This is a genomic window from Streptacidiphilus sp. BW17 (genome assembly GCF_041262485.1).
GTDB lineage: Bacteria > Actinomycetota > Actinomycetes > Streptomycetales > Streptomycetaceae > Streptacidiphilus.
In genome coordinates, this window is record NZ_JBGCCR010000017.1 from 52,668 (window position 1) to 78,461 (window position 25,794).

General features: G+C 73.1%; 22 protein-coding genes. 10 read left to right on the forward strand and 12 right to left on the reverse strand.

Going from position 1 to position 25,794, the window contains the following annotated elements; all coding sequences use genetic code 11:
* The first annotated feature begins 9 nt into the window (after positions 1-9).
* The 5 genes from ABH940_RS21300 to ABH940_RS21320 are packed head-to-tail and all read left to right on the forward strand — an operon-like array spanning position 10 to position 7,618.
* Positions 10-2,961, forward strand: a complete 2,952-nt coding sequence (locus ABH940_RS21300; protein WP_370105967.1) for an HAD family hydrolase — start codon at positions 10-12, stop codon at positions 2,959-2,961.
* The gene (locus tag ABH940_RS21305; protein ID WP_370062052.1) at positions 2,958-4,076 is read left to right on the forward strand and encodes a phosphotransferase family protein; all 1,119 of its coding nucleotides are present in this window, start codon (positions 2,958-2,960) and stop codon (positions 4,074-4,076) included. The genes ABH940_RS21300 and ABH940_RS21305 overlap by 4 nt, the downstream gene beginning before the upstream one ends.
* Positions 4,061-5,863, forward strand: coding sequence for a glycosyltransferase (locus ABH940_RS21310; protein ID WP_370105969.1), 1,803 nt, complete (start codon positions 4,061-4,063; stop codon positions 5,861-5,863). Before ABH940_RS21305 ends, ABH940_RS21310 begins: the two co-directional genes overlap by 16 nt.
* Positions 5,864-5,876: 13 nt before the next feature.
* Positions 5,877-6,767: a family 16 glycosylhydrolase gene (locus tag ABH940_RS21315; RefSeq protein WP_370062056.1), complete on the forward strand. Its 891-nt coding sequence runs from the start codon at positions 5,877-5,879 to the stop codon at positions 6,765-6,767.
* Entirely contained in the window at positions 6,755-7,618 is an 864-nt protein-coding gene (locus ABH940_RS21320) for a family 16 glycosylhydrolase (RefSeq protein WP_370062058.1), read from the forward strand. Before ABH940_RS21315 ends, ABH940_RS21320 begins: the two co-directional genes overlap by 13 nt.
* A 28-nt stretch (positions 7,619-7,646) precedes the next feature.
* Here ABH940_RS21320 and ABH940_RS21325 read toward each other — a convergent pair whose 3' ends face one another.
* The 6 genes from ABH940_RS21325 to ABH940_RS21350 all read right to left on the reverse strand — a co-directional run bounded on the left by ABH940_RS21325 (position 7,647) and on the right by ABH940_RS21350 (position 15,252).
* Positions 7,647-8,459: a polysaccharide deacetylase family protein gene (locus ABH940_RS21325; RefSeq protein ID WP_370062060.1), complete on the reverse strand. Its 813-nt coding sequence runs from the start codon at positions 8,457-8,459 to the stop codon at positions 7,647-7,649.
* On the reverse strand, positions 8,456-9,646 hold the full coding sequence (locus tag ABH940_RS21330) for a glycosyltransferase family 2 protein (RefSeq protein ID WP_370105970.1): 1,191 nt from the start codon (positions 9,644-9,646) through the stop codon (positions 8,456-8,458). The genes ABH940_RS21325 and ABH940_RS21330 overlap by 4 nt, the downstream gene beginning before the upstream one ends.
* On the reverse strand, positions 9,643-11,004 hold the full coding sequence (locus ABH940_RS21335) for a glycosyltransferase family 2 protein (protein WP_370062064.1): 1,362 nt from the start codon (positions 11,002-11,004) through the stop codon (positions 9,643-9,645). Before ABH940_RS21335 ends, ABH940_RS21330 begins: the two co-directional genes overlap by 4 nt.
* On the reverse strand, positions 11,001-11,723 hold the full coding sequence (locus ABH940_RS21340) for a glycosyltransferase family 2 protein (protein ID WP_370062066.1): 723 nt from the start codon (positions 11,721-11,723) through the stop codon (positions 11,001-11,003). The genes ABH940_RS21335 and ABH940_RS21340 overlap by 4 nt, the downstream gene beginning before the upstream one ends.
* A gap of 588 nt (positions 11,724-12,311) precedes the next feature.
* Entirely contained in the window at positions 12,312-14,399 is a 2,088-nt protein-coding gene (locus ABH940_RS21345; RefSeq protein WP_370105971.1) for a putative bifunctional diguanylate cyclase/phosphodiesterase, read from the reverse strand.
* 46 nt (positions 14,400-14,445) lie between these two features.
* Positions 14,446-15,252: an SAM-dependent methyltransferase gene (locus ABH940_RS21350; protein ID WP_370105972.1), complete on the reverse strand. Its 807-nt coding sequence runs from the start codon at positions 15,250-15,252 to the stop codon at positions 14,446-14,448.
* A gap of 77 nt (positions 15,253-15,329) precedes the next feature.
* Between ABH940_RS21350 and ABH940_RS21355 the strand changes: the two genes are divergently transcribed.
* The 4 genes from ABH940_RS21355 (at position 15,330) to ABH940_RS21370 (ending at position 19,242) form a co-directional block, all read left to right on the forward strand.
* Complete coding sequence (locus tag ABH940_RS21355; protein ID WP_370062965.1) at positions 15,330-17,201, forward strand: glycoside hydrolase family 15 protein; 1,872 nt, start codon at positions 15,330-15,332, stop codon at positions 17,199-17,201.
* A gap of 170 nt (positions 17,202-17,371) precedes the next feature.
* Positions 17,372-17,563 (forward strand): hypothetical protein, encoded by a 192-nt coding sequence (locus tag ABH940_RS21360; protein WP_370062072.1) that lies wholly within the window; start codon positions 17,372-17,374, stop codon positions 17,561-17,563.
* Positions 17,564-17,653: 90 nt separating this feature from the next.
* Positions 17,654-18,607 carry a helix-turn-helix domain-containing protein gene (locus ABH940_RS21365; protein ID WP_370062074.1) on the forward strand — a complete coding sequence of 318 codons (954 nt, stop codon included), beginning with the start codon at positions 17,654-17,656 and terminating at the stop codon, positions 18,605-18,607.
* 182 nt (positions 18,608-18,789) lie between these two features.
* Positions 18,790-19,242, forward strand: a complete 453-nt coding sequence (locus ABH940_RS21370) for a hypothetical protein (protein ID WP_370062076.1) — start codon at positions 18,790-18,792, stop codon at positions 19,240-19,242.
* Between the two features lie 51 nt (positions 19,243-19,293).
* Here ABH940_RS21370 and ABH940_RS21375 read toward each other — a convergent pair whose 3' ends face one another.
* Positions 19,294-20,364, reverse strand: coding sequence for a S66 peptidase family protein (locus tag ABH940_RS21375; RefSeq protein WP_370062078.1), 1,071 nt, complete (start codon positions 20,362-20,364; stop codon positions 19,294-19,296).
* Between the two features lie 64 nt (positions 20,365-20,428).
* Positions 20,429-20,845: a DUF5997 family protein gene (locus tag ABH940_RS21380; RefSeq protein WP_370062080.1), complete on the reverse strand. Its 417-nt coding sequence runs from the start codon at positions 20,843-20,845 to the stop codon at positions 20,429-20,431.
* A gap of 68 nt (positions 20,846-20,913) precedes the next feature.
* Here ABH940_RS21380 and ABH940_RS21385 point away from each other — a divergent pair, with 68 nt between their 5' ends.
* A complete protein-coding gene (locus tag ABH940_RS21385) occupies positions 20,914-21,696 on the forward strand; it encodes a LysR family substrate-binding domain-containing protein (RefSeq protein WP_370105973.1) in 783 nt (260 codons plus the stop codon).
* Positions 21,697-21,705: 9 nt separating this feature from the next.
* On the opposite strand, the gene ABH940_RS21390 is transcribed toward ABH940_RS21385, so the two are convergent.
* From ABH940_RS21390 to ABH940_RS21405, 4 genes are all read right to left on the reverse strand, one after another.
* On the reverse strand, positions 21,706-22,347 hold the full coding sequence (locus ABH940_RS21390) for a TetR/AcrR family transcriptional regulator (RefSeq protein WP_370062084.1): 642 nt from the start codon (positions 22,345-22,347) through the stop codon (positions 21,706-21,708).
* A gap of 191 nt (positions 22,348-22,538) precedes the next feature.
* Complete coding sequence (locus ABH940_RS21395; RefSeq protein WP_370062085.1) at positions 22,539-23,183, reverse strand: DUF4157 domain-containing protein; 645 nt, start codon at positions 23,181-23,183, stop codon at positions 22,539-22,541.
* Between the two features lie 119 nt (positions 23,184-23,302).
* Positions 23,303-24,544 (reverse strand): sensor histidine kinase, encoded by a 1,242-nt coding sequence (locus ABH940_RS21400; protein ID WP_370062086.1) that lies wholly within the window; start codon positions 24,542-24,544, stop codon positions 23,303-23,305.
* A gap of 89 nt (positions 24,545-24,633) precedes the next feature.
* The gene (locus ABH940_RS21405) at positions 24,634-25,533 is read right to left on the reverse strand and encodes an acyl-CoA thioesterase (protein ID WP_370062088.1); all 900 of its coding nucleotides are present in this window, start codon (positions 25,531-25,533) and stop codon (positions 24,634-24,636) included.
* Between the last annotated feature and the right edge of the window lie 261 nt (positions 25,534-25,794).

Here is a 25,794-nt window from a genome sequence, read left to right on the forward strand (position 1 = left end):
AGCCAGATGATGAGCGCCACCAGGAGCGAGGCCGACGACTCGGCTGCGCTCGGGAACGTGTCCGGTCCGGTTCCGGACCCCTTCGCCACCCTGGACGAGACGCTCGCCGGACTGGGCCGCGCTCTGGCCGCAGACGAGTGGCTCGACGCGTTCCTGTGGGCGGCGGGCGCGCTGCAGATCGTCGAGGACCGGATCGACAGCGTCTCGTGGCCGCCCCGTCGCCTGTTGGCCCACCTCGCCAAGCGCGACGGCGACAGCTCCGCGCTGAGCATCGGCTTCGGCCTGCTCGACGCGGCGGAGGTTGCGTATCGCGCGTCGCCGCCGACCCGTGCCCTGCGCGCCTGGGCGGCCGACGCGGCGGCGCTGACCCTCGCGCTCGCCGGACTGGTCCTGGGGGACGACTCCGCGTGCGCGCCGCAGTCCGCCGTCGCGGGGCGGGTGCTCGCCGGGCCGGGGCGCGGGTCCCGGCGGCTGGTCGGGCGGGACCTGCTGCGACCGCCTGCCTGCTTCCGCAGCTTCGACCAGCACCCCGCCGACGTGGTCGCGCTCGCCCGCCGTTTCTCCGAGGCGTACCCGGCCCGTGAACCGCCGCTGCTGGTGCTGGGAATCCGGACCTCCGGGAGTTATCTCGCGCCGTTGCTCGCCGCCGCGCTGCGCCGCGACGGGCACACGCGCGTCGACTGGGCCACGACGCGTCCCGGTGCGCCGCTGCCCGGACGTGCCGCTCTCGCGGTTGCCGCACGCGTGCTGCTCGTGGACGACCCGCCCGTGACGGGCGGGTCGCTGGCCGACGTGGCAGCGGACCTGGTGCGCGAGGGCGTTCCTGGACCGGCCGTCGTCCCTGTCTTCGCCTGCTTCGAGGACCCGCCGGTCGTGCCGGAGCGGCTGACCGGGTACGGCTGCGTGACGCTGCCCGGATCCGTCTGGCACGTACGGGAGTTGCTCTCGCCGCGAGCGTTGCAGGACGCGGCTGAACGCCTGGTGACAGGTGGTCATGTCCTCGACGTGCGCGTGCCCGAACCGGGCCCTGTCTCGCGGGCGGGGCATCTCAGAGTGCCGTTCGACGTCGCGGTCGCGGGTCCCGGTGGCGGGCGCGAAGAGCTGGCGCTGTGCGCCGAATGGACCGGTGTCGGGAGGTTCGGCCGACTCGCCGTGGCCACGGCGGACGCGCTCGACGGCCTGGTTCCGCGCATCCGCGGCTTCGCCGACGGTGTGCTCCTTCGCGACCGCCTGGACGATGCGACCGCGACAACCTCACCGGTCACGCCGGGCGAGGTCGCCGCGTACGTGGCGCGGCGGGAGGACCGGCTGGGGCTGCGGGAGGACCGGAGCCGGCACTTGGGCGGGCGCGACCCGGTCTGGGAGTCCGCCGCGCGGACGCTCGCCCCGGTCCTCGGCCGCGCGGGCGTGCTGCTGCGGCCCACCCTCGTCCAGCCGTTGACACGGCGCCTGCTGGCCGCCGCGCCGCGCCCGTACCTCGTCGACGGCCGCACCGCACCGTGGCACTGGGCGGCAGGCACCAGCGGCGCGCCGCGCAAGCTGGACTGGGCCGAGGGCGGCTTCGCCAGCCTCGACCTGGCCTGCTACGACGCGGCCTACGACCTCGCGGGGTTCGTCGCCCACGTCGACGTCGACGTCGACGTCGACGTCGACGTCGACGGCGACGACGCGGCCGAGCAGGAACTGCTGGACGCGTACCGTGATCTGACGGGACGTCGTATCGAGCCTGCGCGATGGTTCCTGTTCCAGTTGGTCCAGGCCGGCAACGCGGTGCGGCTCGCCCAGGACCGCGACGACGTGACGGCCCTGCGCGCCCGCGCCCGTCGGGCGAAGGCCAGAGCGGCGCAACGGTTCCTCGCCGGAGCCCTGCTGGCGGACCTCGACGCCACGCCTGCCGACGCCTCCGCCTCCGATGCGTCCGTCACCGAAGCTGACGCTGTCGAAGCACCCGGCCCGTGGGTGGTGCTGGACATCGACGGTGTGCTGGAGACCGACGCCCTCGGCTTCCCCGCCTCGACGCCGCTCGGGATGCTCTCCCTCCGCGCCCTGCGGGCGCACGGCTTCCGGACCGTGCTGGCCACCGGCCGCTCACTGGCAGAGGTCCGCGACCGGTGCGCGGCCTACGGGTTGGCGGGGGGAGTGGGCGAGTACGGCGCCGTCTGCTTCGACGCGGTGAGCGATCGTCACCGCGTCGTCCTCGACGACGCGCGGCGCGCCCAGGGTGACGGGGGACTGGCCGCCCTGCTGGCGTCCAGGCCCGGCCATGAGACCGACCTGCTGTCGCGCTGGTGCGTCCGGGCGTCGGTCCGCCGCCGGGACGGCCGACGCACCGGGCTGCCGGAGGCGGAGACCGAGGAACTGCTGCGGCGCGAGCCCTTCGCGCGCCTCTTCGGGGCCGTGCCCGGCGACGCGCAGACGGACTTCGTCCCGCGCGGGGCGGACAAGGCCGTCGGGGTGCGTGCGCTGTTCGCCCTCATGGGCGAGCCCGCTGCGCCGCCACTGCTCGCGGTGGGTGACGGACCGGTCGACCTGCCGTTGCTGCGCTGGTCCCGGCACGGGGCCGTACCCGCGCACGCGCGGCGGCTGGCGGGCCGGGCACCGGCGGGCGACGGGATCCGGGTGACCCGGGGCGCGTACCAGGCGGGGCTGGCCGAGGCGGTCGCCACGCTGCTCGGCCACCGTCCGGGGCGCTGCCCGGTCTGCCGTCCGCCCGCGCTTCCGGCGGAGACGCGAGCCGTGCTCGACGTCCTCGCCCTGCCGGAGGCGGGCCGCAGCGGGGCCCTGGCGCGGCTCATGCGGCTCGCGCTGGCGGACGCGGGTCTGGTGGCGCGCCACGAGGCCGAGTTGCTGCAGCACGCCCACCGTCCGTTCGGTGACACCCCGCGGCTGGTCACGGCCGTCGGCCTCCACCCGCAGTCCGCCCCGGCGGAACGGCCGACGCCGAGGAGCCGGGCCGCATGAGCGCGCAGAGGGGCTCGGGTGGCTCGCCTGGCTCGGGTCGCGGAAGTGCCAAGGCGGGCTCTGCCGACCACAGGGGCGTGACGCTCCGGGAGCAGGTGCGCGGGTTCCTGCCGGTGCGGCGGCCGACGGTGCTGCGGGTGCCCGTGGAGCGCCGTGAGGCCCGGCGGCTGGCCCGGCGGTTCCGACCGGAGCAGCCACCGGCCGCCCGCCGCCGTGGCAGTGGGCTCGCCGATGTGCTGGTCCTGCAGCTCGATGTGCCGGACGGGGGAAGCGTCGTGCTGAAGCATGCGCACAGCGCGCCCGCGGCCCGGGCGCTCGACCGGGAGTGGGCGGTGCTGGCGTGTCTTCAGCAGGACCAGCGGCTCGGCGAGTGGCGACGGCTGGTCCCCGCACCGCTCGACCGGCACCTGGACGGTCCGCTGCCGATGATCATCGAGACCCGACTGCCCGGCCGTGACGCCGCCACGATCCTGCGCGCCTACCCGGAAGCCGCCGACCCCGTCGCGCGCCTCGCGCTGGACGCGCTCGCCGTGCTCCACCGCGCCACCGCCCGGCCCGAGCCCGCCGCTCGCAGCACCGACGCGTGGGTGGCGGAACCGTTGGCCGCCGTGCGCGGCGACGTGCCCTGGTGCCGCACCGGCCCGGGAGCGGCCGGGCTGACCGCCGTCGGCGCAAGACTGCGGAGCGCCCTGGACGGTCGCACGGTCGCGGTCGGCTGGACCCACGGCGACTACCACCCCGGAAACGTGCTGCTGGACGAGCGGGCCGGCCGGGTCACCGGCATCGTCGACTGGGGTGAGGCGCGCGCGGACGGCCCGGTGGCCGTCGACGCCGCCACCTTCGTGCTCATGCTGCGCTGCCTGCGCACCGGCGCCGACCTGGGCCCCGTCGTGGCGGGCATCCTCCGCCACGGCGCACTCGACCCGGCCGACGCGCGTCTGCTCGCGGGACAGGACGCCGCCGACGCCGCCGACCTGGACTTCGTGCTGCTGGCCTGGCTGTGGCACGTGGCCGCGAACGTCTCCAAGTCGCCGCGCTACGGGCGCAGCCGGATCTGGTACCGCCGCGCCGTCGCGCCGGTGCTCGCGGAGGCGGTGCGATGGCCGGCGCTGTGAGCGTGAGCGCGGTGAGCGTCGGGGTGCGGCGGTACGCGCCCTGCGCGCCGTTGCCCGTGGCAATGGTGCTGTGGCTGCTGTCGCTGCGGAATGTCGACTTGGGCGGGATGGGCGCCCTCGGGCTGCTCCAGGTGCTGCCGGCGTTGTACTGGATCGCGGTCATCGTGCTGACGGTCGGCTTCGTGGTGACGCTCCGTACGCCCCGGCTGGGTCAGGGCTGGCTCGCGGGCTACGTGCTCGCGCTGATCGCGATCATCCACGCCACGCCGACACTGCTCTACCCGACCCTGCGCTACGCCTGGGCGTGGAAGCACGTCGCGATCGTCGACGCGATGCTGCACCACAACGGCCTGGTGCCGAACGCGGGGGACCTGGACATCTACAACCAGTGGCCGGGCTTCTTCCTGCTCAACGTCGCCGTGCTCAAGGTGCTCGGCCTCTCCTCCCCGGTGGCCTACGCGGCGTGGACGCCGCCCTTCGCCAACGCCCTGATGCTGGTGCCGCTGCTGCTGATCTACCGATCCGTCACCACCGACCGGCGGATCGTCTGGACCGGCGTGTGGATCTACTACTCGGTCTCGTGGATCGGTCAGGACTACTTCTCGCCGCAGGCCTTCGCGTTCCTCCTGTACGCCTGGCTGATGGCCCTGGTGCTGCGGCGGCTCCCGGCCCTGGCCAGGGCGCCGGGCGAGCCCGCGCCCGGCCGTCCACCGGACCGGTCCGCGCACGGCGCCCGCTGGCACGGGGGCTGGGGCTGGTCGCTGGTACCGGTGCTGCTGCTGGACGCCGTGATCGTCAGCTCGCACCAGCTCACCCCGCTGATGGTGATCAGCGGCCTGGCCCTGCTGATGATCCCGCGCCGCAACCGGCGGGTGGTGCTGCCGCCGCTCGTCGGTGCGCTGGTGCTGACGGCCGTCTGGGGCGCGACGGTCGCCCGGCCGTACCTGTCGGCGAACCTCGGCACGTTCGTGTCGTCGCTGGCCAGCCCGGACGGCAACGTGGCCTCCGGCTTCCGCAGCCTCGGCTCGGCCGCGCCCGAGCAGGTGCTGGTCGGCTTTGTGGACCGGGGACTGTCGGGCACCGTGCTGCTGCTCGCTGTCGCCTGCCTGGTGCTGCGGCCCTGGACCCGGCATACCCCCTTCTTCTGGCTGTTCTTCTCGCCGCTGCCGCTGCTGGCGGCCAACGCCTACGGCGGCGAGATGCTCTTCCGGGCGTACATGTTCTCGCTCCCTGCTGCGGGCTTCCTGATCGGCGCACTGGTCCATCCGAACCGACGCGGTCGGGAGGCGGCCCCGACGCGCTGGTCGGGACCGCGTAAGGCCCTGCTCCCTGTGCTGATGCTGGCCCTGCTGGCCGGGCTGTTCTTCAGCTACGACAGCAAGGAGGCGATGAACTACTACACCAGCGACGAGGTGGCCGCCGCGAGCTGGATGATCAGGAACGCGCCGCCCGGGGCGGCGATCGTGGCCGTGACCGGGGCCGTGCCCGGCCTCGACGAGCGCTACTACGAGCACTACGAGGTGGTCCTGGTCTCCACCCCGCCCGCGATCCAGCAACTGCTGGTCGCCGACCCGCGGAGCGCGCTGTTCTACAGCGTCGGTTTCGTGAAACCGGGCACGCCCGCGTACCTGATCCTCAGCCGCGCGCAGACGTGGGAACTGCGGCTGACCGGCGAGCTACCCGCCGACACCGTCGCCCGACTGGGGGATGCCGTGTCGGTCACCCCCGGATTCACACTGGTGTACCGCAATGCCGACGCGTCGGTCTACCGGTTCGTCGTCAGCTGAGGAGGTGGCCCGGATGCGAACGTCGAGGTGGCTGCGGGTCGCGGCGGGGATGCTGGTCCTGGGCCTCACGGCGGCCTGTGGCGGTGGGGGCACACCGCACGCCGGACCGGCCGGCACCTCGCGGTCCGCGCCCGGGGGCTCCGCGAGCAGTTCCGCGTCCGCACCGGCGACGGCGAGCCCGACCGCCCCCGGGCCCTGGAACCTCGTCCTCTCCGACGACTTCACGGGCGGCTCCCTCGACACCGCGCGCTGGGCGACCTGCTACGACTGGAACCTCGACGGCTGCACCAACGCCGGGAACCACGAGCTGGAGTGGTACCTGCCGGGTCAGGTCTCCGTCGGGGCCGGTTCACTGCAGCTGAACGCCCAGCGGCAGCCGACCGCGGGCAGCGACGGGCACACCTACCCGTGGACCTCCGGCATGGTCACCACCGGCCGGGACAGCTGGAACGGGCAGCCCCGGCAGACCTTCCAGTACGGCTACTTCGCCGCTGCGCTGCGCATACCCGCGCAGGCCGGGATGTTCCCGGCTTTCTGGCTGCTCCCCGCCGCGCACGACGTCCCTCAGGAGATCGACATCGCCGAGTTCGCGGGCACCACCCAGGCCGTGCAGAACACGCTCCACTGGCAACGCGCCGACGGCACTCCCGACCAGCAGCAGCACTGGTACGGTCCGGTGAACTTCCCCGCCGGGTTCCACGTCTTCGCGGTCGACTGGGAGCCCACCTCGGTCACCTGGTACGTCGACGGCCACGCCGTCTGGAAGATCACCGACCGCGCGGACATCCCCTCGCTGCCCATGGAGCTGATCCTCAACCTGGCGGTCGGCTACCCGTACGCGCCGCCGGCGAGCGTGGACAAGGCCCAGCTGCAGGTGGAGTGGGTGCGCGTATGGCAGCACTGAGGGGCCGACGTGGTCGATCCCGGCGGCATCAGCTCGTCGGAATCGTCACCGCCGGACTACTGGTCGCCCTCGCCGCCTGCGGCGGAGCCGGTGCCGGTCCGGCGGAATCCCTGCCGAGCCTGCCGTCCGGCGTTCCCGGGCCGTGGCACCTGGTCTTCGGCGACGGCTTCACCGGCTCCTCGCTCGACACCGGCAAGTGGGCCACCTGCTACGACTGGAACGTCAACGGCTGTACCAACGCGAGCAACAACGAGCAGGAGTGGTACCTGCCGGGCCAGGTCACCGTCGGGGGCGGCGCCTTGCAGCTGACCGCGCGGCGGCAGGCGACCACCGGCGGTGACGGGCACACCTATCCGTGGACCTCCGGCATGGTCACCACCGGCCGGGACTCCTGGAACGCCACCCCACGCCACACCTTCACGTACGGCTATGTCGCCGCCGCGATCCGGATTCCCGCCGAAGCGGGAATGTTCCCGGCTTTCTGGCTGCTCCCGGCCGCGCACGACGTCCCCCAGGAGATCGACATCGCCGAGTTCATCGGCAGCACGCAGAACGTCCAGATGACCCTGCACTGGCAGCCGCCGAACGGCTCGCGCGAGTTCCAGCGGCAGGGCTGGGGGCCGGTTGACTTCCCTTCGGCGGTGCACGTCTTTGCGGTGGACTGGGAGCCGAACTCGGTCACCTGGTACGTCGACGGCGTCGAGCGCTTCCGCATCTCCGACCCGTCGAAGGTGCCGCAGCTGCCGATGGAGGTGATCCTCAACCTGGCCGTCGGCTACCCCTCCGCACCGCCCAGCGGCGTCAACCACGCGGTGATGACGGTCGACTGGGTGGGCGTCTGGCAGCACTGAGCGGACCGAGTCAGGGACAGGGGGAAGCTCAGTCGTCCGGACGGTCCGGGGGCTGGTCGGTGAAACGTGCGCGGGCGCGGCGGTAGAGCCTCCAGCCGCGGGTGGACCAGGCATCGCGGGCGGGCGCGTTGGGCGCGCCCTCACCGCGCAGCCAGGCGCGGAAGACGGAACGCGGGGTGTCCGAGCGGACGGTGAGCCGGGCCAGCCGCAGCGTGTCGTCGGTGGTGGAGCTGAACGCGTTGACGACCGCGCACGCGGAGTCCCACCCGGCCCGCTGCACCTTGCGGCGTACCGCCGCGCTGTTGTAGCCGTGCGGGTAGGCGTAGCTGGCGACGGAGTGCCCGAGCGCGTCCTCGAGTTCGTGCTTGCAGAGCACCACCTCGTCGGAGAGGTCCTGGTTGGTGAGTGTGTCCAGGTGCGGATGGGTGCGCGAGTGGCCGCCGATCTCGACGCCGTAGGCGTCCAGCCCCGCGACCTGACGCCAGTTCAGCATGTCGGCCGGGGGCAGCACGCTGCCGTTGGGACGGCCGCCGGGCGGGTGGATCGCGCCGGTGGTGACGAAGAGGGTGGCGGGGAGTTCGCGCTCGCCCAGCAGCGGGGCGACGGTCCAGTAGAAGTCGGCGAAGCCGTCGTCGAAGGTCAGCACCGCCGCGCGCGGCGGCAGCGGGGGTCCACCGCGGATCGCCGCCACCAGGCGGCGCAGCGGGACGACGGTCATCTCCGCGCGGACCAGGTCGTCGAGCTGCTCGGCGAAGACGCGCGGCCGGACGGTGAAGGGGGCGATCCAGTCGGGCGGGTCCTCCGAGACGGAGTGGTAGAGCAGGACCGGGACTGCGCTCATCGCTCCACCCCCGCACCCCGCGTCGACTCCGCTTCGCTGCCCTGTTCCCCGGCGCGGTCGGTCAGGTGCGGCCGACCGCCGGTACATCCCCATGCGTAGCCGCAGACCGTCGCGGTGACGCCGAGGCAGAGGGCTGCCGCGCGCTGCGCCCGGCCGCCGGTCAGGGCGGTCAGCAGGGCGTGCGGGACGGTTCGACGCAGGTAGGCGCGTTCGCTGGCGAGCGCGGGGCCGTGTCCCGCATGGCGGGCGACGGTGGCCTTGGACAGGCCCTCCGCGTAGCAACGCGAGCGGAAGTAGCGCCAGGTGGCACGCTGCGGCGGGACGTGGTGCCGCACCGCCGCCGCGGGTTCGGCCCACAGGACCGAGCCCGGCAGGGCGGCGGCGAGCCGCAGGCACAGTTCGGTCTCCTCGCACCCCAGTGGACGGGACCCGACCCGGCCCAGATCCGTGCGGAAGCCGCCTGCGGCCAGCAGCGCGGAGCGGCGGAACGACATGTTGGCCCCGATGAAGTTCCGTACCCGGGCCGGGTGTTCGGGCAGTCCCCGGTAGGAGCAGCCGACCACCCAGTCGAACTCCTTCGGGAACCAGCCGGGGCGTCCGGCCTCCCAGCGGGCGTGGACCGCGCCGCCGACGCCCATGACCGAGGGCGGCGCGTATCCGGCCAACAGCGCCTGCGCCCAGCCGGGTTCGGCTGCGGCGTCGTCGTCGAGGAAGGCGACGACGTCCCCGTGCACGTGGTCCACCCCGGTGTTGCGCCCGCCGGACAGTCCGCGCGGCCCGGCGTTGGCGACCACCTGCACGTGGTCCGGAGGGCCGGGACCGGTGAACTCGGCGCGGGCGCGCTGCTCCAGCGCCGGATTGTGGTCCACCACCAGCACCGTCTCCCGCACGCCGGGCTGGCGGGCCGCGGAGACGGAGGCGACGGCTTCGCGCACGTCGTCCCAACGGTCCATGGTCCAGCAGCAGATGACGACGGAGAGAGTCGTCTCGCTCCCCGCCTTCGGGTCGGGGACGCGCAGCGGCATCGGGACGGGCGGCGGCTGGGGCATCGGCACCGGCTCCGGGACCGGGATCGGGTCGGGCACCGGGATCGGCGGCGGCATGGGCGGCGGCTGTGGGATCGGCTCGGGGACCGGCGCCGGGACAGGCTCGGTCAGGCGCGGCCGGGGGGCCCGGGTGGCGGTCATGGTGGGCACCTGCCGTAAGGCAGCCCGGACGGCGTCCGTGACGCGATGTGCGGGATACCGTCGCGCCGGGCGCGCAGCGAGCTGCGCAGGTAACCGAACGGGCCGTAGGCGAGGCCGCGCAGCTCGAGCCGGGCCAGGTGACTGCGGGTCTGGCGTCCCGCGCCCGGAACCGTGGGCGCGGGACGGCTGCGGGCCCGGCGCACGGCCTGGCCGAGACCGAGCGGGACGCGGCGCAGCAGGGCGGGCAGCATGGCGGGCTCGTGGGCGACCGCCGCCGTCAGGTACGCGCCGAAGCCGACGCCGTAGCCGTAGGCCTGCGCGGGCAGGGCGTCCATGGTGCGGTGGTGGTGGTGCCAGACGATCGCGTCGGGCTGGTAGACCAGCGTCGCTCCGGCGGTCAGGGTGCGGAAGAAGGCCAGCAGGTCGTCCCCGCCACGGGCGGGCGTGCCGGTGCCGGTCGCCGGGTCGAAGCCGCCGAGGCGGTGCAGCAGGTCGGCGCGGAAGGCCATGTTCGCGCCGGAGCCGAACCGCCCGCTCGCGAACGGGAAGAGCGGCTCGTCCGGCGTCGCGGCGACCGACCAGCGCTGCTCGGTGAAGCCCTTGGTGTAGCCGCCGTGCTTCTCCAGCGCCAGTTGCGCCGGCGTCTCCAGCTCGGCGGCGAGGATCAGGCCGGTGACGCAGCCGACGGCCGGGTCCGCGGCGAAGGTCGCCACGAGGGTGCGCGGCCAGCCGAGGTCGACGACGGTGTCGTCGTCGGTGAAGGCGACCAGCGTGCCGCGCGCGGCGGCCAGGCCACGGTTGTGGGCCCGCGCCAGGCCGGGGATCGGCTCGCGCAGGTAGCGGACGGACGGCGGATACTCCGTCAGCACCAGCGTGCGGGCGGCGTCGTCGGCGGGCGCGTTGTCGACCACGACCACGTCCAGCTGCGGATGGCCGGTCCGCAGCAGTGAGTCGAGGCAGCGGCGCAGCGACTCGGGCCTGTTGTGGGTGGCCACGACGACGCTCAGCACCGGCGCGGGGGTCGGCTCGGTGCGGGCGGCGGGCAGGCCCGGCGTGGGCAGCTCCGACGTGGGCGGAAGAGCTCCTAGTTCCTTGTGGGCGGCGGCGACCAGCGCACGGCGCAGTCCGGCGGAGTCGCCGGGTCGGCCGGTGGCGTGGACCAGTCCGAGCGGGTGTCCGTGCAGCCGCACCAACGCCAACACGCGGCCGTTCGGGACGACCGGGCTTGCACCGCCGGGCGAGCGAAGCTCGTTCGGACGGTCCAGGTCCAGCTCCACGACGTGCACGGGGGTGTAGAGCGATTCGCGGGCGGCGGAGCAGGGACAGGCCGCGGCGGAGCGCCGGTCGCGCCCGCTCATCGAGAACCGCCCACCAAGGTCGTGGCCGTACCCGTGGCGGGAGCGTCGGTCGGTGTCTCCCGGCGTCCGGTCCTCGGCCGTTCGGCGACCAGGGTGCGCAGCACCCGACGTCCGTCGGCGATCGCGTGCAGGTGCGAGCGGCCGTGGCGGCGCGGGAGTTCGAGGCTGGGGACCTCGGCCACGCGCAGGCCGGAGCGGAGTGCGTGGGCGATCATCTCGGTCTCGATCTCGAAGCCCGGCGCATGCAGGTCGAGCGAGTCCAGGAAGCTGCGTCGGAAGGCGCAGAAGCCGTAGCACAGGTCCGTCAACGAGGCGTGGTAGAGCGCCTTGACGGCAACCAGCAGCGCCCGGTTGCCGAGCGCACGGACGGGCGTGAGGTCCTGTGAGCCGCCGCCCGCGACGAACCGGGAGCCCTTGACGAAGTCGTAGCCGTGGTCCAGGAAGTGCAGGTAGTGCGGGATCTCACCGGGCCACATGCTGCCGTCGGCGTCCATCATCACGACGTAGTCGCAGCGGGCGGCGGCGAAGCCGGTACGCAGCGCGTCGCCCTTGCCGTGGCCGGGCTGCGCCAGCAGCCGGACCGACGGGCGGCACAGCTCGGCCATCCGCGCCGTGGCGTCGCTGGACCAGCCGTCGACGACCAGTACCTCGTCGACGCAGCTCGGCACCTGCTCCAGCACCCAGGCGATGTTGCGGGCCTCGTTCTGCGCGGGGATCACCAGACTGACGGTGTGTCGGACCCTGGCGGCGTCGGAGGCGCGCCGGAGCCGGGGCTCGGCCGCGGCCTGCGGCTGATGCCGCGTCGGAGATGGTGGCGCGGGCCCACCGGAGGGAAGCGGTGCGTACGGCGACGGACCGGGTGCCGACGGAGGGGAGAAGGCGGTGAGAGGGAGGGAGGAGAGCGCGGGTGGAGGGAAGGGGGAATTCATTTGGAGAGACCTCTCTGGAGAACACGCGGGAACGCCGCAGCAAGTCGTGAACGACAGCGGGCCGTCAACGACCGATGCGCGAGCAGGCGCACGAATCAAACAAGGATCGTCCGGGCGGTGTGCCCAGCCCTGACTCCGAAGCCCGCCCCGAGCCTCGCCCCCGGACCGCCGGTCGATCACGGACGCCCCGGGCGGTTGCTGAACGCCCCATGGCGTCGACCACCACAGTGGCAGTTTCCCCTGCGGGTCTGCCAGTGCCTCATCCTCTGTGCGGGCGGACGCTGGAGTCAAGGGATTTGGGCGGGAGTAGTACGTTTCTCGCTCATTTGCGGGACTTGCCGGATTCATCCGCCCGGATTCGTCTGCGTCGGCCTGCGGCTACGTCGGGTCCGCGAGCGGGCTCGGCGCGCCACTCTTCTCGTCGGTGGCGCCAGCCAGGATCAGCGCCTCCAGCCGTTCCGGCGCGGTGGGTCGGCCGAAGTGCCAGCCCTGGCCCCAGTCGCAGCCCAGTACGCGCAGGCGTTCGGCGGTCTCCGGTGTCTCGACGCCCTCCGCGGTCAGCGTCAGACCGAGGCTGCTCGAGAGCGAGACCAGCCCGCTGATGATCCGCCAGCTCACGTCCTCGTCTCCCGCCGTGGCGGGGTCGGGCACGAAGGAGCTGGAGAGTTTGAGCCCGGAGATCGGCAGGTCGCGCAGGTAGGCCAGGTTGGACCAGCCGGTGCCGAAGTCGTCCACGGCCAGGGTGACGCCCCGGTCCACCAGGCCGTGCAGCACCCGCTGCGACTCGTCCAGCGGGCCCAGGGCCGTGCCCTCGGTGATCTCCAGTTGCAGCAGGCACGGGTCGAGTCCGGTGTCGGCCAGGATCCGGCCGACATCGGCGACCAGGCGTTTGTTGCGTGCCTGACGGGCCGTGATGTTGACGTTGAGCTGCGGTGCGAGCGGACCGAACCGGCGCTGCCAGTCGGCCGCCTGCGCGCACGACTGCTCCAGCACCCAGCGGCCCAGCGACAGGATCAGCCCGGTCTCCTCGGCGGCGGCCACGAACTCGTCCGGGCCGAGCACCCCGAGTCGCGGATGCCGCCAGCGCACCAGCGCCTCGACCGCCGCGAGCGAGCCGTCGGCGAGCGCGCAGAGGGGTTGGTACTCGACGAAGAACTCGCCCCGGTCCAGGGCGACCGGCATCCGTACCGAGACCGAGTAGCGGCTGACGGCCGCCGCGTTGGTCCGGGCGTCGTAGAGCGTCCACCGGCCGCCACCCGCCTCCTTGGCGCGGTAGAGGGTCAGGTCGGCGGCGCGGACCGCCGCGCCGGGCGTGATGGTGCCGACCGGCCGCTCCAGCACGCCGATGCTCGCGCCGACGGCCAGCCGGTGGTCCTCGATGTCGATCGGCTCGGACAACGCCGCCAGCACCGCACGCGCCGCCGCGACGGCCTCGTGCTCGCCCTGGCACCGCTCCAGCAGCACCACGAACTCGTCGCCGCCCAGCCGGGCGACCATGTGCCCGAGCGGCGTCAGCGCGGCCGCCAGTCGGCTCGCGACGGCGACCAGCAGCTGGTCGCCGGTGTCGTGGCCGAGGCTGTCGTTGACGATCTTGAACCGGTCCAGGTCGATGTAGCAGAGCCCGAACCGGGCGTCCGCGCCCGCCTCGGCGAAGAGCGCCTCCAGGCGTTCGAAGAACGCGGCCCGGTTGGGCAGGCCGGTCAGCGGGTCGTGGGTGGCCTGGTGGCGCAGCCGCTCCTGGAGGCGGTAGCGGTCGGTGATGTCCTCCAGCATCGCCACCTGGTACTTCGGGTCGCCGTCCTCGTCGCGGATCAGCGAGACGGTCAGGTGGGTCCAGACCACCTCGCCGTCCTGTCTGTAGTAGGGCTTGTCGCACTGGAAGCTCTCCCGCCGGCCCGCGATCAGGTCCTCGTAGGCGGTCCAGACCTCGGGGCTGTCCTCCGGGTGCACCAGGTCGGTGACCTGACGGCCCTGGAGGGTGTCCAGCCCGGCGCCGAACATCTCCAGGAGCGCGCGGTTGGCGGCCAGGATCTCCCCGTGCACGCTGCCGACGCCGATACCGACTGCGGCGTTCTCGAACAGCGCCCGGAACCGCGCCTCGGACGCGTGCAGCGCCTGCTCCGCCTCGCGCCGCGCCGAGTCGGCGGCGGTGTGGATCGACTCCTGCTGGCGCAGGGTCTTCTCGCGCAGCGCGGCGGCCCAGGCGGCGGCGAACATCCCGGCGCTGCCGGGCACCCGGGAGGGCGCGGTGCGCAACAGCTCCACCGCGCCGACCAGCAGCTCCGGGTCGGTGAAGTGCGCGTTGAGCAGCGCGGACGCGGCCTGGTCCGCATGGCCGTCGCGGATGAGGGCGGTGGTGCGCGCGGCGAGCGCGTCGATCTTCAGCGGGTGCAGCGGGCTGCCGTGCGCGCGCAGCAGCCGTGCCCAGCGCGCCGTGAACTCCGTCTCGGACGACGCGGCCGTCACGGAGCGGCTCCCGGTCCGGCCTGCGGCGGACCTGCCGGTGGCACCCTCATGGCAGACGCCCCACCCCGACCAGGCCCGCCATCCGCTCCGGGTGCGGGCCGACCGTGCCGGGGCTGTCCGGGCGCCACTCGGGCAGGTAGACGATCCCCGGATCGACCAGCTCGAAGCCGTCGAAGAAGGCCGTGATCTCCTCGTGGCTGCGCATCGTGATCGGGGTGCTGGTGCGCTGGTAGATGTCCTGGTGCGAGCCGACCTGGTCGGGACGGCCCTCGCGGCAGGCATGGCAGATCACGATGGCGCTGCCGGGCGGCAACGCGTCCCGCAGCCGGGCGACCAGCTTGTGCGGTCCGGCCTCGTCCCGCACGAAGTGCAGCACGGCGACCAGCAGCAGCGCGACGGGTGCCGAGTCGTCGAGCAGGTCGGCGACCTCCGGGGTGGCCAGCAGCTCGTCCGGACGGGTCAGGTCCGCCTGCACCACGTGGCTGAGCGGGTCGTCGACGAGCAGCGGCAGGCTGTGCGCGACCGCCACCGGGTCGCGGTCCACATAGACGACCCGGGCCTCGGGCTGCACCTCGCGGGCCACCTCGTGGACCGGGCCGACGGTCGGGATGCCCGAGCCGATGTCGAGGAAACGGGTGAAGCCCTCACCGGCCAGGTACTGCACCGAGCGGCGGAGGAAGGCGCGGTTGGCGCGCATGATCTGCGGCAGCTCGGGCCACAGTTCCACGGCCTTGCGCGCCATCTCGCGGTCCGCGGCGAAGTTGTGGCTGCCTCCGAGGTAGTAGTCGTAGACCCGGGCCGCGTTGGGTTTATCCAGGTCGATCCAACTCGGTGACCAACTCTCACGTCGCACGGGAAGCTCCCTCCGCCCGGGAAGGACAGGCATCGGCGGGGTCCCATACTATGACAAAAGCCACATAGTCACCGGGGATTGCAGAGCGGCATGGCTGGATGATGGCGGGACGCATCGAGGAGTACGCGCTGATCGGCGACCTGGGAACGGCCGCGCTGGTCGGCGCGGACGGTTCGGTCGACTGGCTGTGCCTGCCCCGGTTCGACTCGCCCTCCTGCTTCGCCGCGCTGCTCGGCGAGGAGCGGCACGGTCACTGGCGACTCGCCCCCGCGGCGCCCGACGCCGCCCTGGTCGACCGCCGCTACCTTGACGACACCCTCGTCCTGGCCACCCACTGGCGGACCTCGCGCGGGGAGGCGCGGGTGCTGGACTTCATGCCGCGCCGTACCCGCGAGCCACGCCTGGTCCGGATCGTCGAAGGGCTCTCCGGCAGCGTCGAGATGCGCGGCGAGCTGCGGGCCCGGTTCCACTACGGCCGGGTCATGCCGTGGGTGCGGCGCACCGGTCACCACCGGGTCGCCGTGGCCGGACCCGACTCGCTCTGGCTCAGCGTCCCGACCGGCGTGCACACCTACGGCGCGGGCGCGGGGGCCGACGGCTGCACCCGCTCCGAGTTCGTGGTCGCGGCCGGGCAGCGGACCGTCTTCGTGCTGACCTGGCAGCCCTCGCACGTCGCCACCCCCACCCGCTTCGACGCGGGCAAGAGCCTGCGGCAGACCGTCGCGGGCTGGGAGCGCTGGTCGGCCGCCTGCCGCTACCAGGGCCCCTGGCGGGCGGAGGTGATGCGCTCGCTGCTGACGCTCAAGGCGCTGAGCTACGAGCCCACCGGAGGCATCGTCGCCGCGCCCACCACCTCGCTGCCCGAGTGGATCGGCGGCGAGCGCAACTGGGACTACCGGTTCTGCTGGCTGCGCGACTCCAGCCTGACCCTGGCCGCGCTGCTGCGCGGCGGCTACCGCGAGGAGGCCGCGTCCTGGCGACGCTGGCTGCTGCGCGCCATCGCGGGCGACCCGGCCAGGCTCCAGGCGCTCTACGGCGTCGCGGGCGAACGGGCGTTGCCGGAGTCGGTCGCCGACTGGCTGCCCGGCTACCGGGGGTCGCGGCCAGTCCGGGTCGGCAATGCCGCCGTCGGGCAGATGCAACTGGACGTCTACGGCGAGGTCGCCGACACGCTGCACCGCGCGCTGGCCGCCGGGATCCCGATGGAGCGCCAGGTCTGGAGCCTGTTCCGGTCGTTGATGACCGCGGTCGCCGAACGCTGGCGGGAACCGGACGAGGGCCTGTGGGAGGTCCGGTCCGAGCGACGGCAGTTCACCCACTCCAAGGTGATGTGCTGGGTCGCCGCCGACCGTGCCGTCCGGATGGCCGAGCAGACCGGCCTGCCCGCCCCCGTCGACCAGTGGCGCGAACTGCGCGACACGATCCACGCCGACGTCTGCGCCCACGGCTACGACGCCAGGCGCGGGGTCTTCACACAGTGCTACGGCAGTCGCCAACTGGACGCTTCTGCACTGTTGTTGGCGCAGACCGGGTTCCTGCCGCCGACCGACCCCCGGGTGGTGCGCACCGTCGACGCGATCCGGCAGGACCTGGCCGTCGACGGCTTCGTCCGCCGCTACGACGTCCGGGAGCCGGACGTCCCCGGCTCCTCCCCGGATCTGACGGGGGGTGAGGCCGGTGACGGGCTGCACGGCACCGAGGGCGCCTTCCTGGCCTGCAACTTCTGGCTCGCCGAGGCGCTGGCGCTGGGCGGGCGGCCGGAGGAGGGCGCCGAGGTCTTCGCCCGCACCGCCGCCGTGGGCGGCGAACTCGGCCTGCTCAGCGAGCAGTGGGACCCGGCGACCGGCTCCCAGCTCGGCAACGCGCCGCAGGCGTTCACCCATGTCGCCCTGGTCAACGCGGCGTTCGCGCTGGCGGACGTCGCCGCTGCCGGGCGAGCTCCGGGGTGAGCTCCAGGATGAGCTCCGGTCCGTCGCAGACGGCCTTTCGGCGCATTTCCTTGGCCACGCGCCCTCGGTTCATGGTGCGCGCCCTACTCTGTGTCACTCTGCTTGCGCACTCTGTGATGGGAGTGCTAGCAATTGTCACTGAACGCACCTGCCTAGGGATCCCCCTGACCATGCGGCTCACCTTCCTCGGGACCACCTCGAACAACGGCAACTGCCCCACCCTGTACGCGACCGACCGGGGCACCCTGGTGGTCCAGGGCTACGTCGTGACCGACCCGAACGCACGCGACCAGCTGCGGGACCTGCTGCCGGGTGAGGACGCCGTCGAGATCCCGACGGAACTGCTGAGGTTCCTCGGCTGATCTTCCGCACGCGGCCCCAGGGGGTGGCCAGGGCGACGCGGTCCGGGGCAGTGTGGTCCGGTGCGCCGACGGCGGGGGAGGGGCCTGGCCATGACGGACTTTCAGCGCGAGCGCGAGGCGCTCGGCGCCTGGCTGCACCGGCTCCGCCGGGACGCCGGGCTCAACGGCAAGGAGCTGGCCACCCGGCTGGGCTGGGCCGCGTCCAAGGTGTCCCGGATCGAGCACGGTCGGCAGACCCCGACCACCCCGGACGTCGAGGCCTGGTCACGGGCCTGCGGTCGCCCTGACGAGGCGGCCGGGCTCGCCGCCCGGCTGCTCGCGCTGGACAGCCACTACGTCTCCTGGCGCCGCTCGCTGCGCGCGGGCCACGCGCCCCGGCAGCGGGTCGCCGTCGAGCTGGACCGGGAGACGCAACTGCTGCGCGTCTTCGAGTCCGCCATGGTCCCCGGTCTGCTGCAGACCGCCGAGTACGCGCGGTCCGTCTTCTCCAGCCTGATCGCGCTCCAGGGCACCCCGAACGACGTGCCGCAGGCGGTCGAGGCCCGGATGGAGCGTCAACGCGCCCTCTACCAGCCCGATCACGAGTTCCACTTCGTGCTGACCACCGCCGCGCTGCGGGCCCGGCTCTGCCCGCCCGAGGCGCACCGGGGGCAGCTCGACCGGCTGCTCGCCGTCTCCTCACTGCCCGGCGTCCGGCTCGGCGTGATCCCTGACGGGATCGCGCTTCCGCTGGCGCCGCTGCACTCGTTCTGGGCCTTCGACGAGCGGCTGGTCCAGGTCGAGACCTGGACCGCCGAGATCAACGTCACCGACGCCGCCGAGATCGAGCTCTACCTGCGCGTCTTCGAGCACTACGCGGACGCGGCCCGGTATGGCGCGGGCGCCCGGCAGGTCCTCGGCACGGTCCTGGCGGAACTCGGCGGCGGCCCGGCGGACGGGGACCCTGCGGACGGGGACGCGGACGGTCTGGACGGCGAGGGTCTGGACGGCGAGCCCGATCTGATCGACGGGCGAGCGATCCCGCGCACGCCGTGGCTCGACTGAGGCGTTGCGAACGTTGCAGACGTTGCGGACGGGCATCTGACGCATGTTCGCGCAGATGTCCCATAACCCTGCCCTCGAACCGGTGACCGTTACCGGTGAGTTTGCAGCACACGCGGCACTTGATTCGCAATAACGCGCAATCGGGCTCCCCGGGCAGCCTGCGTTTCCCTACCCTTCCCCCTATGGCGGACAGCTCCCCGGCACTCGGCTGGTTGCTCCGTGCCGCGCCCGTCCCCGGCTTCACCCTGGCCGAGTGGAACGGCCGTCCGGACGGCAGCGCCGAACTCGCCGTAGGCGTCGTCTGGGACGCGGTCCGCGCCCAGACAGAACTCGGTATCGAAGCCCTCGACCGGCTCCGCCTCGCCGGATACGCGGGGCCGGCGCTCTGCGCGGTCCCCGAGGGCCTGGTCTCCGTGCTCGTCCCCGTCGGCACGGCGAGCTCCTGGGCGGAGCCGATCGCGGGCGTCTGCGTGGTCGGGCGGGGCGAGTCGCTGCGGGTACCGGTGCCGCGCTGCTCGCACGGCCCGTACCACTGGCTGATCCCGCCCGACGGGAGCGGTGCCCTCACCGACCCCTGCCGACTGCACCGGGCGCTGCTCCACGCGTCCGACGTCTACGCGGCGGTGCGCGGATGAGCCCCGCGGGTGCTCGGGTTCAAGAGCCCAACGGCCCAAGGGCCCAGCAGCTCAATACCGCACCGTGATCCGCCGGGCCGGGCCGTCCACACGGATCTCGCCGCCGTAGGGGAGCAGCACCTGCGGATCGGTGTGGCCGAAGTCGACGTCGAAGACGGCCGTCGTCTGCGGCGCGTACGTCTCCAACGCCCGTAGCACCGCCGCCCGTTGGTCCGCCCGGTAGCGGGCACGCCGCTCGGCGGGGACGGGCGCGAAGAAGTTCTGCGCCTTGGCCCGCGCCATCAGCAGCGCCGGGAACTGACGCAGCAGGCCGCGCTCGCCCATGTTGCGCAGGATGCGGAAAACGGTCGTGGCATCCGGTTGCTCCTCCGAGGTCTCCAGGAGCAGCACGCCGCCCGCGTATCGCTCGGGGGGAAGGATCTCGCGGTCGGCCATCAGCAGCCAGGAGAGGATCTCCAGATTCCCGCCCCAACTCCGGCCGGTGACGACCCGGTCCGCGTTGTGCCAGTGCCACGGCGAGGCCGGCTCCGACTGCGGCTCGGCCGCGAAGGTGGACTCCTCCGCCCAGCTGCCGGTGATGTCGCCGAAGCGGCCCGGCTCGGGGAGCGCGTACTCGCCCGGCTGGCCCGACTCGCCCGGCTTGCCCGAACCGAACAGCGCGGCGCGCCACGACTCCGCCGTCAGCGGGTGCATGGCCCCCGGGCGGCCCAGCTCGCACATCACCGAGCCGCCGTGGTAGCTGACGATGCCGAGGTTGTGGAGCAGCACGAGCAGGTTGGTGTTGTCGCTGTACCCGAGGAACGGCTTCGGGTTGGCCCGCAGCAACTCGCGGTCGAGCAGCGGAAGCACCGTCAACTGGTCGTCGCCACCGATGCTGGAGATCACCGCCTTGACGGTGGGGTCCCCGAAGGCCGCATGGAGGTCGTCGGCGCGCTGCTGCGGCGTCGAGCCCATCCGCCGGGTGCTCGGGTACTCCACCGGCTCGAGCTTGAACTCGTCCCGGAGCCGCTGCAGCCCGAGCTCGTACGGGCGCGGGAAGAGCCCCGGCAGCCCGGAGGAGGCGGAGACCACCGCGACGCGGTCGCCGGGCACAGGCTTCGGCGGATAACGAAGATCGTCCATGCCCGCGGAGCGTAGCCCGGCGAGGCCGGGCCACGCTCCCGGTTTTCCTACGGCAGGAAGAAGGTCAGTTCCCGCCCGCGCGGCGGGCGGCCTGCTCGCGCTCGGCCTGCTGCTTCTCCTTGATCCGCACGGCCTCCTTGCGGACCTCCAGCTGGTTGGCGCGCTCGTGCTGGAGCCAGAGCGGGTTCTCGGCCTTGAGGGCGTCGATCTCCTCGGTGGTCAGCGCCTCGGTCACCCCGCCGCGGGCCAGGCCGGAGATGGAGATGCCGAGCTTGGTCGCGATCACCGGACGCGGGTGCGGCCCGTTGCGGCGCAGGTCGGCCAGCCACTGCGGCGGGTTGGCCTGGAGCGCGTTCAGCTCGTCCCGGGAGACGACCCCCTCCTGGAACTCGGCGGGCGTGGCGGGCAGGTACACGCCGAGCTTCTTCGCCGCCGTGGCGGGCTTCATCGTCTGGGTCGTCGTGGGCTTGCTGTCAGTCATGGCACAAGGGTAGCGAGCGGAAAGCCTGCCTGATCACAGCCGGTGATCACAGCCGGTAACCTGGGCCCGTGACAGACTCGCCCGCAACCGCTCCCTTCCGGCTCGCCTACGTCCCGGGGGTGACGCCCGCCAAGTGGGTGCGCGTCTGGAACGAACGGGTTCCCGAGACCCCGATCGCCCTCCAGCTGGTCCCGGCGGGTGAGGGTGAGGCGACTCTCCACGGCGGCGGCGCGGACGCCGGGCTGGTTCGGCTGCCGGTGGACAAGACGCACCTCAGCGCGATCCCGCTCTACACGGAGACCACCGTCGTGGTCGTCCCCAAGGAGCACGAGCTGGCCGACGCGGAGGAGGTCTCCGTCGCGGAACTGGCCGAGGTGGTCGTGCTCCATCCGCTCGACGACGTCCTCGGCTGGGATGAGGGCACGCCCGGCGAGCCCGCGTTCGAGCGTCCGGCGACGACTGCGGACGCGGTGGACCTGGTCTCGGCGGGCATCGGCGTGCTGATCGTCCCTCAGTCCCTGGCCCGGCTGCACCACCGGCGCGACCTCACCTACCGGCCGCTGACGGACGCGCCGCAGTCGCAGATCGCGCTCTCCTGGCTGCAGGACCGGACGACCGACCTGGTCGAGGAGTTCATCGGCATCGTGCGCGGTCGCACGGTGAACAGCTCGCGCGGCCGCAGCCAGGCCGAGACGCCCGCCACAAAGGAGTCCAAGGCGACGGCGGCCAAGAAGAAGCAGCCGAAGTCCCAGCCGCAGAAGCAGTCCGGCCGTCCCCGTTCGGGCGGGGGCGGCGCTGCGGCCGGCGGCGCGCGGAAGCAGACGCCACGGCGCGGCAAGCCGCGCCGCTGAGGCCGCTGCTCACACCGCGACCGGCTCCGCCACGTACGGCGCGAGTACCAGCCGGATGACCTCCTCCAGCCGCGCGAACGCGTCGCCCAGCGTGGAGCGGCCGGTCACCCAGTCGACCAGTTCGCTGTGCCACGCCGCGTCGATGATGTGCGGAACGACGTTCCTCGCGGTCGGCGGCACCTCCGGCATCAGCGCGAGCAGCTTGGCCCGGCCGGAGTTGCCCATGGCCTCGACCACCTCGCTGGCGAAGGGGTCCGTGGACACGGCGACCGAGACCAGCAGCCGGGCCAGGTTGGGCTGTCGCTGCAGTGCCCGCATCCCGCGGTGCACGAAGCGCACCACCCGGTCCGACCCGCTGCCCCGCTCGGCCAGGGCCGCGGGCGAGCCCCGCACCTCGGTCGCCAGGTCGTCCATCAGCATCGCCCGCCAGTCCGACGCGGCGGCGGCCAGCAGGTGGTCCTTGGACGAGAAGTAGCGGTAGGTCGTCCCGAGCGCCACCCCGGAGCGTTCGCTTACCTGCTTCATCTGCAGCCGTTCGACCCCGCCTTCCGCGACCAGCGCGAGGGCGGCGTCGATCAGGTGTTTCCGGCGTTCCAGTTGGCGGGGAGACATGGTCTCGACCGGCCTGGGGGACAGGTCTACCTTGGACACCCGGCCATCCTACCGGGAACCGCGTTGCACGTGTATGACGCCTCATCAGCTGATCCGACCACCACCGACCTGCACAGACGGCAGTATCGGTGGAACAGCGTTCTCGCCCTGAGGACATCGGGCGCCGGGCCCTACGGCTTCTCCTTCTGCTACTCGAACTCGAAGCCCACGCGGCGCTGGACCGCTGCGCGCTAGAGGCCGCCGCCCTCGTGCTCCTCGCCGTCCGCCGCGCAGCGTTGGAGGCTCTCGCCGCGGGCGACCCGGGCTCCGACGTCGGAGGCCTCGCGCTCCCAGCGGTTGCCGGGATCGCTGAGGCCGGCGGGCGCGTCGTGCTGGGTGGTGTGGTGGATCTCGTGGGCCATCGTCTCGACGTCGCGCAGAACGCTCGCGTTCTGGACGACGATGTTGTTGCCGACGGTGTACGCCCTGGCGTTGATGCTCGCGGCGGCCTGCTCGTCGACCGAGACCCTGACGTGGTCGAGACTGGTGCCGAAGGCCTGCTCCATGGTCGTGCGCACGCCGTTCGGCAGCCGGCTGCCGCCACGCCCGGCCGTCCTCGCGGCCTCCTGCACGGCGTTGTCGTCCTGCACGGCGTTGTCGCCGTGGCCGGCGCCCTCCTGGTTCCGCTCGCGCCCGATCATCCGGGCGACGGCGGCGTTCCCGACCGCGCGTTGCAGGGCGCCCAGCGAGCCCGCCTGAAGCGGTCCGCCGCGCCCGGCGGCGGCCATGGCGGCACCGAAGGCCGGAAGCGTGCCGGGACTCCGAACGGGGCCGCGTGGCGTGGCCGAGTCGCGGTCGCTGCCGGCGTTCTGGTGGGGCTCCGTGGTGTGCCGCATGGAGGTATCCGTTCTGACGAGATCTCTGACATCGCCTCGGAATTCGACTCTGTCGCAGTAACTGCGGGGAAGCAAGGGCACGTTGGGCTGTAGTGCGCCAATTCGGGCGGCCCGAGGGTTCATCCGACCGCAGCTTGGGCCGTGTCCGCGGGCAGCGGCAGGCGGGCGGTGACCTGGAAGCCGCCGTCGGAGTGGGGGCCCGCGGTGAGGGTGCCGCCGAGGAGGGCGGTGCGTTCGCGCATGCCGGTGATGCCGAAGCCCGCGCCGACGCCGTTGGGGCTGTTGGGACTGTTCGGGGTGTTCAAGCCGGAGGTGCCGCGACCGGAGTCGAGGATCGTCAGCGTCAGGTCCTGTGCCCCGTAGGCGATGTCGACCGTGCAGCTCGGCGTGTCCGCGTGGCGGACGACGTTGGTCACCGCCTCCTGGACGATGCGATAGGCGGAGAGCTCGATGTCCGGCGGCAGCGGGCGTGCCTCGCCGACGCGGCGGAGCGTGACCCGGACGCCTGCCGCCGCCGTCGCCTCGGCGAGCCGGTCGAGGTCGGTGAGGGAGGGGGCGGGTGCGCTGAGGTCGGGGGATGACGCGGCCGTCGGGTCGGCGTCGGAGCGGCGCAGGGCGACGAGGGTGCGACGGAGTCCGGCCAGGGTCTCGCGGCTGGTGGTCTCGATGATGCTGAGCGCGGCCTGCGCCTCGGCGGGCTGGGTGTGGACCACCCGGCTCCCCATGCCTGCCTGGATGGCGATGATGCCGATGCTGTGCGCGACCATGTCGTGCAACTCGCGGGCGATCCGGAGCCGCTCGGCGGTGACCGCCTCGGCGACCGCCTGCGCGCGCGTCGCCTCCGCGTGCTCGCGGCGCTCCCGGGCCAGCAGGCCCATGGTGTAGGCGGTGGCGATTCCGAGGGCGACCAACACCTCGGTGCTGATGAAGGCGTCGGGCCCCCGCGAGAACGCGGCCACCATCAGCACCTGGACCACCAGACTCACGACCGCCGCCCAGACGCCCGTACTCCGGCGGCAGCGGCCCACGATGACGCCGAGCAGGATGTCCGGGACCACGAACAGCAGGAACACCAGCGGCGTCCGGTCCCGTCCGGGGATGGCCGCGATCATCAGGCAGACCAGGGGCAGCGTGACGCCGAGTGTCAGCACCGGACGCCGACGGGCCGCAGGGACCAGCAGGAACATGGTCAGCAGCGCGCCCAGGAACAGGGCGCCCCATTCCGCGCGGGCGGCGATGCCGTAGAGCAGTACCAGCATGGCAATCGGGTAGGCCACCAGGCCCAGCCATGTCGAGACGTGATCTCGCCGACGACTGTGGGCGGTGCTCTCGGCACGGGGCGGCGGGGCTGCGGTGTCCATGCGGCCGAGCGTAGGGGGAGGACCTCAACACCGCATCGACCTGCGGGATTACGCCCACGGGCGGATCGGACGCACGGCGAGGGGGCTGCTCACGGAGCGGGGTGCGGGCGCTCCCGGATCAGTGCCTCCTGGACGACGGACGCGACCAACTGTCCCTCGCGGGTGTAGAACTCGCCCTGGGCCAGCCCGCGACCGTCCGACGAGCTCGGGCTGCGTTGGGCGAAGAGCAGCCACTCGTCGGCGCGGAACGGGCGGTGGAACCACATCGCGTGGTCCAGCGAGGCCAGGCTGATGTGGGACGGCTCGGTGCGCTCGGCGCGCGGGAGTTGGAGGTGGAGCGCCGCCGTCGAGGCCAGCGTCAGATCGGAGAGGTAGGCCAGCGCGCAGACGTGCATCAGCGGCTCGTCGGCGGGCAGCTTCTGCGCCGACTTCAGCCAGACGAACTGCTGCGCGACGCCCGGCAGCTCCTGCGGCTGTCCGGGCAGGTCGCGCGGGACGATGCGCATGTCCAGGGTGAGCCGGCCGGTGGACCCCCAGTAGTTCTCCGGGCCGCCCGCCGCCCAGGCGGCGTACGGGTCCGGCAGGTTCTCCGGGCCGGGGAGGTTCGGCATGACCGCCTGCCGGTCGGGGCTCTCCTCGGGGCGCTTGAAGGACGCGGACAGGGTGAAGACCGCCTCGCCGCGCTGGATCGCGGTGACCCGGCGGGTGGAGTAGGAGCCGCCGTCGCGCAGCGCGTCGACCTCGTAGACCAGCGGGCGGCGCGGATCGCCGGGTCTCATGAAGTAGCCGTGCAGCGAGTGCACCTGGCGTCCCTCGGCCACCGTCCGCCCGGCGGCGACCAGCGCCTGGGCGGCCACCTGCCCGCCGAAGGCGCGCAACGGCGCGCCCGCATGACACCAGCCCCGGAACAGGCCCTTGTCGATCTCGTCGAGGCTGAGCAGGTCGACGAAGCTGGTGATGGCGGTGGGCTGGGGCGTTGCGGCGGTCACCGGTACATCGTTTCAGACGCCAACCACCGTGTGCCTGTGACATGTGCGACATTGCCTGCGGCCAGGAGCTGGAGCCTGGTTCAAGGGAGCTTTGCCGTGCTGGGGACTCGGATCGAGTGCCCGCCTGCGGTCCCGTGGGGATCGTTGCGGAACGTGTGATGACGCGGCCCGGGGCAGACGGCGTGGTCAATAGGGCGTCAAGGCAAGCCACCCGGACATCAGGGAAGCGTCAAGGGATTTCGCAGGCAATCTCCCATGGTG

Excerpts from the sequence above, each read along its gene's own strand:
- ABH940_RS21300 (WP_370105967.1), top strand. The coding sequence starts at position 10 with ATGAGCGCCACCAGGAGCGAGGCCGACGACTCGGCTGCGCTCGGGAAC.
- ABH940_RS21305 (WP_370062052.1), top strand. The coding sequence starts at position 2,958 with ATGAGCGCGCAGAGGGGCTCGGGTGGCTCGCCTGGCTCGGGTCGCGGA.
- ABH940_RS21310 (WP_370105969.1), top strand. The coding sequence starts at position 4,061 with ATGGCCGGCGCTGTGAGCGTGAGCGCGGTGAGCGTCGGGGTGCGGCGG.
- ABH940_RS21315 (WP_370062056.1), top strand. The coding sequence starts at position 5,877 with ATGCGAACGTCGAGGTGGCTGCGGGTCGCGGCGGGGATGCTGGTCCTG.
- ABH940_RS21320 (WP_370062058.1), top strand. The coding sequence starts at position 6,755 with ATGGCAGCACTGAGGGGCCGACGTGGTCGATCCCGGCGGCATCAGCTC.
- ABH940_RS21325 (WP_370062060.1), bottom strand. The coding sequence starts at position 8,459 with ATGAGCGCAGTCCCGGTCCTGCTCTACCACTCCGTCTCGGAGGACCCG.
- ABH940_RS21330 (WP_370105970.1), bottom strand. The coding sequence starts at position 9,646 with ATGACCGCCACCCGGGCCCCCCGGCCGCGCCTGACCGAGCCTGTCCCG.
- ABH940_RS21335 (WP_370062064.1), bottom strand. The coding sequence starts at position 11,004 with ATGAGCGGGCGCGACCGGCGCTCCGCCGCGGCCTGTCCCTGCTCCGCC.
- ABH940_RS21360 (WP_370062072.1), top strand. The coding sequence starts at position 17,372 with ATGCGGCTCACCTTCCTCGGGACCACCTCGAACAACGGCAACTGCCCC.
- ABH940_RS21365 (WP_370062074.1), top strand. The coding sequence starts at position 17,654 with ATGACGGACTTTCAGCGCGAGCGCGAGGCGCTCGGCGCCTGGCTGCAC.
- ABH940_RS21370 (WP_370062076.1), top strand. The coding sequence starts at position 18,790 with ATGGCGGACAGCTCCCCGGCACTCGGCTGGTTGCTCCGTGCCGCGCCC.
- ABH940_RS21375 (WP_370062078.1), bottom strand. The coding sequence starts at position 20,364 with ATGGACGATCTTCGTTATCCGCCGAAGCCTGTGCCCGGCGACCGCGTC.
- ABH940_RS21380 (WP_370062080.1), bottom strand. The coding sequence starts at position 20,845 with ATGACTGACAGCAAGCCCACGACGACCCAGACGATGAAGCCCGCCACG.
- ABH940_RS21395 (WP_370062085.1), bottom strand. The coding sequence starts at position 23,183 with ATGCGGCACACCACGGAGCCCCACCAGAACGCCGGCAGCGACCGCGAC.
- ABH940_RS21400 (WP_370062086.1), bottom strand. The coding sequence starts at position 24,544 with ATGGACACCGCAGCCCCGCCGCCCCGTGCCGAGAGCACCGCCCACAGT.